The organism is Sphingomonas sp. NFR04 (assembly GCF_900114095.1).
In the GTDB taxonomy this organism is placed as follows: domain Bacteria; phylum Pseudomonadota; class Alphaproteobacteria; order Sphingomonadales; family Sphingomonadaceae; genus Sphingomonas.
This window is the reverse complement of sequence record NZ_FORV01000001.1, coordinates 86,448-99,686: the sequence shown is the minus strand read 5'-3', so window position 1 is coordinate 99,686 and position 13,239 is coordinate 86,448. Positions and strand designations below refer to the sequence as shown.

Annotated in this window: 15 protein-coding genes; 5 read left to right on the top strand and 10 right to left on the bottom strand. The window is 67.1% G+C overall.

Annotation, left to right across the window (positions count from 1 at the left end):
* Positions 1-34: 34 nt before the first annotated feature.
* Positions 35-922: a DUF481 domain-containing protein gene (locus BM009_RS00480; protein WP_093292694.1), complete on the bottom strand. Its 888-nt coding sequence runs from the start codon at positions 920-922 to the stop codon at positions 35-37.
* A gap of 130 nt (positions 923-1,052) precedes the next feature.
* Here BM009_RS00480 and BM009_RS00475 point away from each other — a divergent pair, with 130 nt between their 5' ends.
* Entirely contained in the window at positions 1,053-1,769 is a 717-nt protein-coding gene (locus tag BM009_RS00475) for an SDR family NAD(P)-dependent oxidoreductase (RefSeq protein WP_093292692.1), read from the top strand.
* On the opposite strand, the gene BM009_RS00470 is transcribed toward BM009_RS00475, so the two are convergent.
* Genes BM009_RS00470 through BM009_RS00460 form a run of 3 tightly spaced genes read right to left on the bottom strand, consistent with a single transcriptional unit; the run spans position 1,763 to position 4,989 of the window.
* Positions 1,763-3,094, bottom strand: a complete 1,332-nt coding sequence (locus tag BM009_RS00470; protein WP_093292690.1) for an ABC1 kinase family protein — start codon at positions 3,092-3,094, stop codon at positions 1,763-1,765. The two genes, BM009_RS00475 and BM009_RS00470, sit on opposite strands and share 7 nt — an antisense overlap.
* Entirely contained in the window at positions 3,084-3,455 is a 372-nt protein-coding gene (locus tag BM009_RS00465) for a thiol-disulfide oxidoreductase DCC family protein (RefSeq protein ID WP_093292688.1), read from the bottom strand. Before BM009_RS00465 ends, BM009_RS00470 begins: the two co-directional genes overlap by 11 nt.
* Complete coding sequence (locus BM009_RS00460) at positions 3,448-4,989, bottom strand: cryptochrome/photolyase family protein (protein WP_093292686.1); 1,542 nt, start codon at positions 4,987-4,989, stop codon at positions 3,448-3,450. The genes BM009_RS00465 and BM009_RS00460 overlap by 8 nt, the downstream gene beginning before the upstream one ends.
* A 79-nt stretch (positions 4,990-5,068) precedes the next feature.
* On the opposite strand from BM009_RS00460, the gene BM009_RS00455 reads away from it, so the two are divergent.
* Positions 5,069-5,515: a DUF3429 domain-containing protein gene (locus BM009_RS00455; protein ID WP_093292684.1), complete on the top strand. Its 447-nt coding sequence runs from the start codon at positions 5,069-5,071 to the stop codon at positions 5,513-5,515.
* On the opposite strand, the gene BM009_RS00450 is transcribed toward BM009_RS00455, so the two are convergent.
* Positions 5,516-6,463, bottom strand: coding sequence for an NAD(P)/FAD-dependent oxidoreductase (locus tag BM009_RS00450; RefSeq protein WP_093292682.1), 948 nt, complete (start codon positions 6,461-6,463; stop codon positions 5,516-5,518). It lies immediately after the preceding gene.
* A 14-nt stretch (positions 6,464-6,477) separates the two neighbouring features.
* Positions 6,478-7,092, bottom strand: coding sequence for a GTP cyclohydrolase I FolE (gene folE, locus BM009_RS00445; RefSeq protein ID WP_093292680.1), 615 nt, complete (start codon positions 7,090-7,092; stop codon positions 6,478-6,480).
* Positions 7,093-7,237: 145 nt separating this feature from the next.
* Here folE and BM009_RS00440 point away from each other — a divergent pair, with 145 nt between their 5' ends.
* Complete coding sequence (locus BM009_RS00440; protein WP_175487842.1) at positions 7,238-7,825, top strand: PAS domain-containing protein; 588 nt, start codon at positions 7,238-7,240, stop codon at positions 7,823-7,825.
* A gap of 57 nt (positions 7,826-7,882) precedes the next feature.
* On the opposite strand, the gene BM009_RS00435 is transcribed toward BM009_RS00440, so the two are convergent.
* Both BM009_RS00435 and BM009_RS00430 read right to left on the bottom strand, forming a co-directional pair.
* Entirely contained in the window at positions 7,883-8,107 is a 225-nt protein-coding gene (locus BM009_RS00435) for a hypothetical protein (RefSeq protein ID WP_093292676.1), read from the bottom strand.
* 150 nt (positions 8,108-8,257) lie between these two features.
* Positions 8,258-9,637: a M20/M25/M40 family metallo-hydrolase gene (locus BM009_RS00430; protein WP_093292674.1), complete on the bottom strand. Its 1,380-nt coding sequence runs from the start codon at positions 9,635-9,637 to the stop codon at positions 8,258-8,260.
* A gap of 269 nt (positions 9,638-9,906) precedes the next feature.
* Here BM009_RS00430 and ettA point away from each other — a divergent pair, with 269 nt between their 5' ends.
* Both ettA and BM009_RS00420 read left to right on the top strand, forming a co-directional pair.
* On the top strand, positions 9,907-11,586 hold the full coding sequence (gene ettA / locus BM009_RS00425) for an energy-dependent translational throttle protein EttA (protein WP_093292672.1): 1,680 nt from the start codon (positions 9,907-9,909) through the stop codon (positions 11,584-11,586).
* A gap of 103 nt (positions 11,587-11,689) precedes the next feature.
* Positions 11,690-12,352, top strand: a complete 663-nt coding sequence (locus BM009_RS00420) for a DUF3108 domain-containing protein (protein WP_093292670.1) — start codon at positions 11,690-11,692, stop codon at positions 12,350-12,352.
* A 9-nt stretch (positions 12,353-12,361) separates the two neighbouring features.
* Here BM009_RS00420 and BM009_RS00415 read toward each other — a convergent pair whose 3' ends face one another.
* The gene (locus BM009_RS00415) at positions 12,362-12,640 is read right to left on the bottom strand and encodes an acylphosphatase (RefSeq protein WP_093292668.1); all 279 of its coding nucleotides are present in this window, start codon (positions 12,638-12,640) and stop codon (positions 12,362-12,364) included.
* A 115-nt stretch (positions 12,641-12,755) separates the two neighbouring features.
* The gene (greB, locus tag BM009_RS00410; RefSeq protein WP_093292666.1) at positions 12,756-13,235 is read right to left on the bottom strand and encodes a transcription elongation factor GreB; all 480 of its coding nucleotides are present in this window, start codon (positions 13,233-13,235) and stop codon (positions 12,756-12,758) included.
* Positions 13,236-13,239: the final 4 nt, after the last annotated feature.

Below are 13,239 nucleotides of genomic sequence, written 5' to 3'. Positions count from 1 at the left end.
GGGGCGGTTGAACACCCCCGGGTCGGCTGCCGGATCAGAAATCGACGACGAGCGCGGCGCGGCTGGTGGTGTCGGTGGTCAGGCGCCCCAGCGGCGGCGCGCTTTCATACTGCACCGTGTAGCTGAACTGCGCCGAGAGCGGCCCGATCAGCTTGGCCAGCAGCGCCGACTTGGTCGCGACCGTGCTGTTGTCCTTCTCGACATAGGCCGAGGCCTGCTGGGTGATCGACATGCCGCGCGACAGCTTCCAGGCGAAGTCGAGCGAGCCGCGCGCGGCGATATTGTTCTCGGTCGGCGCGCCGATGAAGCGGGTGTAGCGATAGGCGGGCCCGAGTTCGACATCGAGCTTGATCGCCGAGGTCTTGATCGCGCTGTAGCCGGCGCCGACCGACATCGAGACGCGGTCGCCGAAGCCCGAGAAGCGATCGCTTTCATATTGGGCGGCGCCGTACATATAGGCGCGATTGTCGAACTTCCAGTTGGGCTCGTAAGCCGCGAGGTAGCGCTCGCGCGTGGTGAGGCCCAGGCTCTCCTGATAATCGGCCTGAACGCGGACCTTGTGCCGCCACTCGATGCCTTCGCGCTTCACCTCGGCGGCGGCGGTGACGCCGATATTCTCCGAATTGCCGGTCTGCACATAGCCGCCGAGCTCGACATGGCCCTTCACCAGCTGGAGGAAATGCGCCTCGCGCAGCGCCTGCTGGGCCACCTCGCGGCGGCTCGAGCGCCATTCGCCGGCGATCTTGGCGACGAGCGGGGCGCTCGCCGGATCGGCGGTCTTGGCGTATTTGACGATGACCGCGACATCGGCCTCGTTGCCCGAGCTCATCGCGGCGTCGAGCATCGCCTTGATCGTCGGCGGGATCGGCGGATCCTCCGCGTTCGCGAGCAGGAGCGGAAAGGCGAGGAGAAGGGCACGCATCACGCATTCGTCCTAGCCATGATTTCGCGGCGCAAAAAGGGCAGGCGGTCGTATCTGCACCACGCATGGCCTCAGCGGCGGCCCCGCGGACAGGTTGCGGGGCGGTGGCGAGGCGCAGACGATGGTGCCTATGGACAAGCAGGCAGTGGTGTTCGGGGCTTCGGGCGGGATCGGTGGCGCGATCGTGGCGCAGCTCGCCGCCGATCCTTTGATCGGGCGAATTCACGCGGGCAGCCGTCGTCCTGGCGCATCGGCGGACGCGAAGCTGGTGCCGTTCGCCTTTGACCTGACCGACGAGGCGAGCATCGCCGCAGCGGCAGAGGGAGTGGAGGGGCAGGTGGACCTGGTGTTCGTGGCGACGGGCACGTTGCACCGCCCCGGAGGCCCTTCGCCGGAAAAGGCGCTGCGGGCGCTGGACGGCGCAGCGATGGCCGAGCTGTTCGCGGTCAACACGATCGGGCCGGCACTGATCGCCAAGTATTTCGCGCCGCTGCTGCCGCGCGATCGGCGCGGGGTGTTCGCGGCGCTATCGGCGCGGGTCGGGTCGATCGCCGACAACCGGCTCGGCGGCTGGCACAGCTATCGCGCGTCCAAGGCGGCGCTCAATATGCTGCTGGTCAATCTCGCCATCGAGCTGCGGCGGACGCATCCGCAGGCGATCGTCGCCGCGCTGCATCCGGGCACGGTCGATACCGGACTATCAGCGCCGTTCCAGCGCGGTGTCGCGCCGGAAAAGCTTTTCGATGCAGATAGAAGTGCAGGTTATCTGCTAGATGTTCTCAACCGCCTCGGCCCCGAGGATTCGGGCGGGCTGTTCGCCTGGGACGGCGCCCGCATTCCTTATTGACCGAGGCGCGTCTCGACCAGCTCGCGCAGAGCGACACGAGCCTTAAGCCGGGCGGCGAGAAGCGCCATGCCGCTGATCTTGCGCTGGACGAACAATGTGTCCGCGGGCGGCACGTGCCACACCGCGCGATCCTCGACCATCTGCATGCCTTCGCCGCGCACCGCCTGCAGGAAACTGCGATCGCCGAAGTCGAAATCGTCGGCGCGGTCGGTCTGTTCGAGGATCAGCCCGATCATCCGGTCGATCACCGCAGGATGCCGCTCCAGCGCGGCTGCACTGAAGAAGCCGAGGTCAAGCGCGGCATCGCGTACGGCAGCACGATCACTGTTCAGTCCGGCTTTCAGAAGGTTGCGATATCCATCTGTGATCGTGTCTGAAACCGGCATGGCCGCACCGAAGTCGAGCAGCACCAGCCGCCCGGTTTCGGGTTGGTAGCGGTAATTGGCGAAGTTGGGATCGGTCTGGATGAAGGCGAAGGCGAAAAGCTCCTGCAGCACCAGGTCGATCAGCGCAGTGGTGACGCGGTTGCGCTCGTCTTGGTCCGCCGTCTCCAGAATCTCGATCGGCTTGGCGGCGATATAGTCCATCGCCAGCACGTTGGGGGTGGAGAGTTCGGGCACGGGGCGCGGCACCAGATAGCGGTCGTCGCCGGCGAGATGATCGGCATAGCGCGTCATCATCGCCGCCTCGCGGACATAATCCGCTTCGTCATGGAGCTGGCGCTTCGCCTCGCCGAGCAGCGGCGCGACGTCGAGCCCCTTGGGCAGCAGCCCGGAGAGGCGGAGCAGGGTCGCGACATTGTCGACATCGGCGTCGATGCTCTCGCGCACGCCGGGATATTGCACCTTGATTGCCAGCATCCGCCCGTCGGGCAGCCGCGCGCGATGGACCTGGCCGATCGAGGCGGCGGCCATCGGGTGCGCCTCGAACAGCGCGAAGCGGCGGCGCCAGTCGGCACCCCATTCCTTTGCCAGCACCTGCTGGAGCTGGGCAGGGGGCATGTGATGCGCGCGGTCGCGCAGGCGGGCGAGGATCTGGGTGAGCTCGTCGGGCAGCACGTCGCCGGCGTCGAGCGAGATCATCTGCCCCAGCTTCATCGCCGCACCACGCAGCTGGGCCAGCTGCTCGGTGGCGCGCGCGACGTTGCCGGGGGTGAGGACGAGGTCGCGCAGCTGCGGGCGCTCGCCGGCGACGAGCCGCTTGGCGCCCTCGGCGAGGACGTTGCCGGCGACGCCGCCCGCCAGCCGGCCCATCACCCCGAAGCGGGCGAGGCGCCCCTTCGGCACTGCGCGCGAGCGGCCGTCATATCCCTCATCATCCGCCATGCCGTTCCCTTTCGCGCATCCAGCGCTGGAGTGTGGGCCGAACGCGCAGGAAGGCGCGATAGAGCCGTTCGAGGAGCCAGGTCATCCCCGGTAGGAGCGCCAGCAGCCCCAGCGGCCGCAGCAGCGGGATCTGCCGCCACATCGCCGCGAAGGCCGCCGCGCCGCTGTAGAAGCGGCCTTGTGCGTCGCTGACATGGAAGCGGGCGAGCAGGTCGCCGCGGTCGAGCGGGCAACTGCTGGCGTCGTCGCTAACGTCGACGAAACGCAGCCGGCTGCGGTGATCGAGCCGGCGCATCAGCGCGATCTCGCGCGTGCACAAGGGGCAGCCGCCATCGTACCAGACGGTGAGTGGCTCAGCCATTCCAGCGGCTCCCGGCGGGCACCAGCGCGTCGAGGAAGCGGGCGGAGTCCGCGCGGATCTCGGCCTTGCGTTCGTCGGTCATGCGATCGAAATTGCGGACGATCGGTCCCATCCGCTGGTTGCGCGCGAAGCGGTCGCGGTGACGGGCGACGAAATCCCAGTAGAGATAGTTGAACGGGCAGGCATCGGGCCCGGCCTTCAGCTTCACCTTGTAGCGGCAGCCGGCGCAGTAATCGGACATGCGATCGATATAGGCGCCGCTCGCCGCATAGGGCTTGGAGCCCATGATCCCGCCATCGGCGAACAGCGCCATGCCGATGGTGTTGGGCATCTCCACCCATTCATAGGCATCGGCATAGACGGCCATGTACCAGATATGGACCAGATAGGGGTCGATGCCCGCGAGCAGCGCGAAATTACCGGTGACCATCAGCCGCTGGATATGGTGCGCATAGGCATGGGCGTGGGTCTGCTCGACCGCGTCGCGCACGCACGCCATGTCGGTTTCGGCGGTCCAGTAGAAGTCGGGGAGCGGGCGCCGGGCCTCCAGTGCGTTCACATCCGCATAGCGCGGCATGTGAAGCCAGTAGATTCCCCGTACATATTCGCGCCAGCCGAGGATCTGGCGGATGAAGCCTTCGGCCGAGTTGATCGGTACGCGGCCGGCGCGCCATTCGGCCTCGGCGCGGCGGCAGAGGTCGAGCGGATCGAGAAGGCCGATGTTCATGTAGAGCGCGAGATGCGCGTGGAACAGCACGGGCTCGCCGCGCCGCATCGCGTCCTGATAGTCGCCGAAGCGGGGCAGGGCATGGGCGAGGAAATGGTCGCGCGCCTTCTCTGCATCGGCGCGGGTGACGGCGAGTGCGAATGGCTGCAGGTCGCCGAAATTGTCGGGGAAGCGGCGCTCGACCAGCGCCAGAACCTCGCGGGTGATCGTATCGGGCTCGAACGCCGGGAGCGACGGCGTCTCGGTGCCGGGCGGCGGGGTCCCGCGATTGTCGTGATCGTAATTCCATTCGCCGCCGGCGGGCTGGTCGCCGTCCATCAGCAGGCGGGTGCGGCGGCGCATGTCGCGGTAGAAATACTCCATCCGCAGCTGGCGGCGGCCCTGCGCCCAGGCGCGGAATCCTGCGGGATCGATCAGGAAGCGGGTGTCGGGGAGGAGGGTGAGGTCGGGCACCGCCGCCAGGGCCTGGCGGAGGCGCCATTCGCCCGGCTCGGTGCAGAGCACCTCGTCCACGTCGATCTCGGCGCGCGCGCGCTCGATCTCGCCGATCAGGCTGCCGCTATTTTCCGGATCGTCGAGCCGGGTGTAGCGGACCTGCCAGCCGTCGCAACGCAGCTCCTCGGCGAAGTGGCGCATCGCGGAAAAGACGAAGGCGAGCTTCTTCTTGTGGTGGGGGACATAGTGCGCCTCTTCGGCGACCTCCGCCATGAGCACGACATCTTCGCCCGGATCGGCTTCGGCGAGCGAGGAAAGGCCAGCACTGAGCTGGTCGCCGAGCAGGAGGATCAGGCGGGCCATGGATGCCATGTGGGGCCGGGGGCGGCGGCGGGCGCGATGTCTTTTCGGACAGGTTGAGCGCTGGCGACGTGCAGGCGATCCCGATGCGATGGAAAACCACGCCTCGCTCGCCCCCGCCGCGCGGATCCTCGGCTATGCCGGGCTGCTGCCGCTGATCGGCTGCGCCGCGGGGCTGGTGCTGCTGCCGCTGCACCGTGCACTGCTGCTCGACGCCGGGTTCGGCTATGCCGCGCTGATCTTCAGCTTCCTCGGCGGGCTGTGGTGGGGGCAGGGTGTCGCGAAAGGCACCGCTTCTCCTGCGCTGTTCACCATCGCGGTGCTGCCGTCGCTGATCGCCTGGGGACTGATGCTGCTCCGGCTGCTCGGCTGGACGACGGAAGCGGCGCTGCTCGTGCTGGGCGCGGCGATCCTGCTCTCGCCGATCGTCGACCTCGCGCTGGCCCGCAAGCAGCCGAGCATTAGCGGCTGGATCGCGCTGCGCCTCCAGCTCTCCATCGGCCTCGGCGCGCTGACGCTGGCGCTCGCGTTGTTGTAATTACGCGGCTGCCGCCGCGCTGCCGATCATCGTGCCGAGATGGTGGCCGGAGAGCCAGGCGAGCTCCACCCGCGGCCCCTGCAGCCAGTCTCCGCACGCGCCGAGGCGAAGCGATCCGTTCCACAGCGCACCCTTGTCGATTCCCGGCGTCATCGCGAACCGCCAGCGGTGCGCAGCGAGGTAGCGGACCGCCGGCACCGCGCCGTCGGCATATGCGAGCAGCGCCTCCAGCAGCGCCTGCGCCACATTGTCGGCGGCGTCTTCGAGATGCTGGGTCGACCAGGAGCCATGGCCCTGCACCACCCAGGTCTCGCCGTCGCGGCGACCGGGCTTGGCGCCGTCGCGTGCGGCCCAGCCGATGATGCCATGCTGGCGGATGCTGTCGGCGGCGATCGGCACGCGATCCTCGAACGCGATCATCGCCGTCCAGCAGGGCTGCGAGCGGGCGGCCATGGCATCGGCCGCCATCATCAGGTCGTGCGTGCCGAGGATCGCCGCCGCCTGCTCCGCCGGCAGCGCGATGATCGCCGCGTCGAACGGTCCATGCTGCCGTTCCTGCAGCCGCACATGCCAGCCCTGCGCGTTGCGCGTGAGACCGACGACATGCTGGCCGAAATGGACCTGATGGGCCGACGCCATGTGGCGGACCGGCGCGTTCATCGTCGGCGTGCCGACCCAGGCGTCCGGGCCGGCTTCGTGCCAGGGGCTGGCGACGCCCTGCGCCTGCCAATCCTGCACGAGTCGCCGGAAGCGATCGTCGCGGACGGTGAAATACTGGGCGCCGTGGTCGAACTGCAGCACCTCGCCGTCCAGCTCGATCCGCCGCGTCGACATCCGCCCGCCGGGGCCGCGACCCTTGTCGAACAGGGTCACGCGGTGCCCGGCGGCACGCAACTGATCGGCGCAGGCCAGGCCGGCGATGCCGGCACCGAGGATCACGACGTCCATCTCCGCGTGCCCGCTCAATAGCCCATCAGCGACATCAGCTCGGCGCGGCTGCTGCGATCCTCGAGGAAGCAGCCCAGCATCCGGCTGGTGACCATGCCGACGCCATGGGTTTTCACCCCGCGCCCGGTCATGCAGCCATGCTGGGCCTCGATCACCACCGCGACGCCGGCGGGCTTCAGATGCGTCCAGATCGCCTGGGCGACCTCGGCAGTCAGCCGCTCCTGGATCTGCAGGCGCCGGGCATAGCCGTGGAGCACGCGGGCGAGCTTGGAAATGCCGACCACGCGGTCCTTGGGCAGATAGGCGATCGAGGCCTTGCCGGTGATCGGCGCGAGATGGTGCTCGCAATGCGACTGGAACGGGATGTCCTTCAGCAGCACGATCTCGTCATAGCCGGCCACTTCCTCGAAGGTGCGGGCGAGGTGCATGCCGGGATCCTCGTCATAGCCCGCGCAATATTCGCGCCAGGCCTTGGCATGGCGCAACGGCGTATCGCGCAGGCCCTCGCGCTCGGGATCCTCGCCGACCCAGCGCAGCAGGGTACGAACCGCTTCCTGCACTTCGTCGGGGACCAATTCGGCGCCGGTTTCGTTGTCGGCCCGTTCTATATCGTTGCAGAAGAAGTTCATCGGGCCTACCTTTTGTTTCACCGGCAGCATTTGCGTGGCACGCCGGCGTCGAGTGTCCTCCACATGAGGAACCCGGGTGAAACCGGGAACATGGACAAAAGGGTATGCAGATTTGCGGCCCCAAAAGGATGCGGAAAGCCGACCAATGCCACTAGCCGACATGATCGCCGGAAGCGCCGTCGCCGCGGTGCTCAGCAACCCCCGACTGCCCGACAATCCAATTGTCGATTGCAACGATGCCTTCATTGCGCTGACCGGCTATCAGCGCGACGAGATTCTCGGCCGCAACTGCCGCTTCCTCTCGGGCGACAAGACCGAGCCCTGGCTCAGCGAAGCCCTGAGCGCCGGCGTGCGCGAGAAGCGCCCGGTGATGGTGGAGATCCTCAACTACAAGAAGGACGGCACGCCGTTCCGCAACGCGGTGCTGGTCGCGCCCATCTTCGGCGAGGATGGCGAGCTTGAATATTTCCTCGGCTCGCAGATGGAGGTCGAGGGGCCGAAGGAAGGCACCGCGCACCGCGCCACGATCGCACGCGAGAAGATCGATGGACTGTCACCGCGCCAGCGCGCGGTGCTGATCGCGATGGCAGCGGGCAAGCTCAACAAGCAGATCGCCTACGACCTCGGCCTGACCGAGCGGACGATCAAGATGCACCGCGCGGCGATGTTCCGGGCGCTGGGCGTGCGCACCGCGGCGGATGCCGTGCGCATGGCGATCGAAGCCGGCTACTGAGCCACGAAAAAGGGGCGCCCCCGAAGGGACGCCCCTGATCTGACGGTTCGTGCAGGCTTACTGCGCGTTGGCGGCCGGCACATCGGCACCGTTGTCCGGCGCGGCGTTGCCGATCATCGCATCGGCCTCGGCATTGGCGCGATCCTCGGCGTCGTTCTGGTAGATCATCGCATTGGCCTCCGGCGCGACGTTCGCGCCGTCGGACAGATTGCCTTCGCTGCCGCCGCATGCCGCAAGCGGCGTCAGCAGGGCTGCCGCGGCCATCAGGCGAAGCTTGGTCATCCGGGTGCTCCTACGTACAAATCCGTTGCGCAGCCGAAAGGGGCTGCGCGTCAAGCCCGCTGCATGGGGCACGGCGAGCAACGCGTCAAACGCAAATATGTCGCATCGCCGTGACTTTGCCATGTTTCTGCCCGATTTCGGGACCTGCCGTCACTCGCCCTTTTCGGCGGGAACGGCGGCAATGTTCTCCGGTGCGTTCGCCGCGATCGCCAGCATCGATGCCCAGGCGGCGACGTTCTGGCGGAGCTGCGCGGGATCGATCTTGTCGAGCGTATCGTCGGGCGTGTGGTGCAGGTCGAAATAGCGCAGCCCGTCCTGGTTGAGCCCGATCGTGCCGACGCCGAGCGCCAGGATGCCCTCCACATCGGTACCGCCATGCGCGGTGCCGCGGCCGCGCTCGATGCCCAGCGGATAGAGCGCGGTCTCCAGCCGGTCGGCGATCGGCTTGGCGCCCTCGGGCAGGTTGGTCTCGAACTTCCAGACGCGATCGGCGCCGAAATCCGATTCCATCGCGAGCACATGGCGCTCCTTGACATGCGCCTTGGCATAGGCGGCACCCCCGAAGCCGCCGACTTCCTCCGCGCCGAACCAGACGACGCGGATCGTGCGGCGCGGCTGACCGAGCTTGGCGGCCTGGAGCGCGGCGGCGGTGGTGATCGCTACGCCCGAGGCATCGTCGATTGCGCCGGTGCCGAGGTCCCAGCTGTCGAGATGGCCGCCGACGACGATGATGCCGGCGCTCGGATCGCTGCCGGGGATGTCGGCGACGACGTTGCCGGACTCGGCCTCGCCCTTGAACTGCGGCGTTACGCTCAGCCGCAGCTTGACCGGGCCGCGCTTGACGAGGCGCACCAGCTGCTCGGCATCGGGTACGGACAGCGCAGCGGCGGCGATCGGCGAGACGCCCTTGGCCCAGGTGGTGACGCCGGTGTGCGGGTTACGGTGATGGTCGGTGCCGATCGAGCGGATCAGCACCGCGGCGGCACCCTTGGTCGCCGCGATGCTCGGGCCGGCGCGGCGGACGGCGCCGTAATAGCCGTACTGCGAGCCGTCCTGCGTAGGCACCATCGCATGGTCGATAAAGGCGATCTTGCCCTTGAGGCTGCCCGCGGGCGCGGCCTGGAGCTCGGCCAGCGAAGCGAAATAGACGATCTCGGCTTCGAGCGGCTGCGCGCCGGTCGAGCCCGAATAGCCAAGCGCGGCGATCGTCAGCTTCTGTGCCGAGCCGCCGAGCACCTCAGCGGTTTCCGCGCCGCGCACCCATACCGGCATGCGATAGGTCTCGACATGGACGTTCTGGAAGCCGAGCGCGGTCAGCTTCTTGACGCCCCAGGCGCGGGCGCGTGCCTCGGCCTCGGTGGCGGCGAGGCGCTGGCCGATCTCGGTGGTGAGGCCCTCCACCACGTCCCAGGCGACATCGTCCTGCAGCGCGGCGTCGCGCACCTTCGCCACTTGGGCGGCGGTCTGCGCGAGAGCGGGAAAGGGAAGGGCGAGCGCGGCAGCGGCCGCGAGCAGGAGGCGCTTTGTCATGCTGCGGATGCTAACCAGCGGTGGAACGATTGCAATGGGGGATGAAGCGTTTCCATTACTTAGCCCCTCCTCCTCGGAGGAGGGGTTGGGGTGGAGGGATTCCAGAACAGAGGCTGGTCTCCGCGAGACACAGCCCCACCCCAACCCCTCCCCTGAAGGGGAGGGGCTTAGAACCTCCGCCAACCCCCGCGTTGCCAATCCGCGCCCGCATCGCTACATGCCACGCGTCTTTCCAGCATCCAGAATTCTCGCAACGGAGATCCGCCACCGTGGCTGCGCAGTACGCCTTCGTCATGAAGGACATGACCAAAACCTTCCCCGGCGCCCCCAAGCCGGTGCTCAACAACATCAACCTGCAATTCTACCAGGGCGCCAAGATCGGCATCGTCGGTCCGAACGGCGCGGGCAAGTCGACGCTCATGAAGATCATGGCGGGCATCGACAAGGATTTCTCGGGCGAGGCTTGGCCGGGCGAGAACATCACCGTCGGCTATCTGCCCCAGGAGCCGCAGCTCGATCCGACCAAGAACGTGCTCGAGAACGTCAAGGACGGCGCGCGTGAGACGGCGGACATGGTCGATCGCTTCAACGCCATTTCGGCGGAGATGGGCGATCCCAAGGACGATACCGATTTCGACGCGCTGATGGAGGAGATGGGCGATCTCCAGGCCAAGATCGACGCGGTCGATGGCTGGAGCCTCGACAACCAGCTCGAGATCGCGATGGAGGCATTGCGCTGCCCGCCGTCCGACTGGCCGGTCGAGAACCTCTCGGGTGGTGAAAAGCGCCGCATCGCGCTGACCCGCCTGCTGATCCAGAAGCCGTCGATCCTGCTGCTCGACGAGCCGACCAACCATCTCGACGCCGAAAGCGTCAACTGGCTGGAAAATCACCTCAAGGAATATGCCGGCGCGGTGCTGATGATCACCCACGACCGCTACTTCCTCGACAATGTCGTCGAATGGATCCTCGAGATCGATCGCGGCAAGTATTTCCCGTACGAGGGCAATTACTCGACCTACCTGGAGAAGAAGGGCAAGCGCCTGGAGCAGGAGGACCGCGAGGCCTCGGGTCGCCAGAAGGCAATCCAGGACGAGCTTGCCTGGATCCGGCAGGGCGCCAAGGCCCGCCAGACCAAGTCCAAGGCGCGTATCGCCAAGTTCGAACAGCTGGTCGCCAGCCAGGAGAACCGCACGCCGGGCAAGGCCCAGATCGTCATCCAGGTGCCCGAGCGCCTGGGCGGCAAGGTGATCGAGGCCAAGAACATCTCCAAGGCGTACGGCGACAAGCTGCTGTTCGAGAATCTCTCGTTCATGCTGCCGCCGGGCGGCATCGTCGGCGTGATCGGGCCGAACGGCGCGGGCAAGTCGACGCTGTTCAAGCTGATCACCGGCCAGGAAACGCCGGACACCGGCGAGATCGACATCGGCTCGACCGTGCGCCTCGGCTATGTCGACCAGAGCCGCGATCACCTCGACGACAGCAAGAACGTCTGGCAGGAAATCTCCGACGGTCTCGATTACATGAAGATCAACGGCCACGACCAGTCGACGCGTGCTTATGTCGGCGCGTTCAACTTCAAGGGCGCGGACCAGCAGAAGATCGTCGGCAAGCTTTCGGGCGGTGAGCGCAACCGCGTCAACATCGCCAAGATGCTGAAGCGCGGCGGCAACGTGCTGCTGCTCGACGAGCCGACCAACGATCTCGACGTGGAAACGCTGGGCGCGCTGGAAGAGGCGATCGAGAATTTCGCGGGCTGCGCCGTGGTGATCAGCCACGATCGCTTCTTCCTCGATCGTCTCGCCACCCACATCCTCGCCTTCGAAGGCAACAGCCATGTCGAATGGTTCGAGGGCAATTTCGAAGCCTATGAGGAAGACAAGCGCCGCCGCCTGGGCGATGCCGCGGATCGTCCGACCGCGCTGTCGTACAAGAAGCTGACGCGCTGATACTGAACGCGCCGGGTCGAGCCCCAGAGGCTTGATCCGGCGCTTGCTTTTCTGCGGTGTATTGCTGCTATAGTACGGCCCTGTACCAGAGGGGAGCCGTACGATGCTTGCACTGATGCTGATCGCCGCCATGCCGTTGCCGGACGTAGCGGTGCCCGATGGATCACGGCTCCGTGAAGGCAGTGCCTGCTACGCGCTGACCCGCGCCGACAAGCCGATCGGCCAGACCTGGCAGCGCGTCCGTGCCGCGATGGACGGGAGCACCCCCGTCTGGGACATCATCGTCCACCAGCGCGTCGGCGACGGCAAGTTCGACATGCGCGATCATTTCGTGCTGCGACGTAGCGATCTCCGCCCGCTCCGCATGGACAGCCGCCGCAACGGGGTGGAGCATGTCCGCGTCCGCTACGATGGGGCGGAGATCCAGGTGGCGCGGCCGGACAAGGCCGAGACGCAGATCTCCGCTCCGGACGCGGTATGGGACGGCAATCTCTGGGGTTTGACCTTTGCGGCGCTGCCGCTGGCTGACGGGCAAACGTACGAGCTGCCGTTCTTCCAGTATGACAAGGGGCTGGGGCGCTTCACGCTCAAGGTCGTCGGCAGTGCGAAGGTGGACGGCGTCGATGCCTGGCTGGTCGACGCGGATGCCGGCGACGGCCATGCCGTGCGCTATCGGATCGGCAAGAGCCCGGCAGCGGAACTGGGTACCGAAACCCCGATGTTCGGCCAGCGCGGCGGTGATTGCAGCGCGCTGGCCGAACCCTGATCCCGCGGATCAGGCGGTGAATCGCTTGGTGAAGCCCTTGTGCGCCTTGTCCTCGGGCACTGCCTCGCTGTCGACATGCTCCACCCGCGCCATGGGCGGGCCTTCGCGGCAGGCCTCGACGAACAGGCCGAGCGCGGTGTCTTCCCCCGCAGCGAGAATCTCCACGCGTCCGTCACGCAGATTGCGTACCCAACCGGTGAGCCCGCCACGCTGTGCCGTGCGAACGACCCAGTCGCGATAGCCGACCCCCTGTACCCGTCCCGAAACCAGGATTCGCTGCTGCGCCATATGCTCCCTTTGTACACGCCCATGATGTCGGGCTGCGATTACCTGTAGCAGTCTGGGACAGAGGGGAAGCGGGGCAGGGGAACGGTCCGCCGCAAACCCGGCAGACCCCGGCGCGTCAGGGATAGGTTATCGCCATCACTTCATATTCGCGCTCGCCCGCGGGCAGGGTCACGCGGCGGAGATCGCCGACGCGCGCGCCGCGCAGTGCCCGCGCAAGCGGCGCGTTCCAGCCGACCAGCCCCTTGGCGGCATCGGCCTCGTCGTCGCCGACCAGCGTGAGGGTACGGTGGTTGTCGTCCTCGTCGGCAATGGTCACGCAGGCGCCGAAAAACACGCCGCTGCGATCCTCCTGCCGCGTAGGATCGACCACCTTGGCCGCTTTCATCCGCCGGGCGAGGAAGCCCAGCCGCCGATCGATTTCGCGCAGGCGCTTGCGGCCGTAGATGTAATCGCCGTTCTCCGAGCGATCGCCATTGCCCGCCGCCCAGGAAATCGTCTCGACCAGCTTGGGGCGTTCCTGCCCGAACAGCTGGTCATATTCGGCCTTGAGCGCGGCATAGCCGGCGGGAGTGATATAGTTGGGGCGATCGTTCATGATC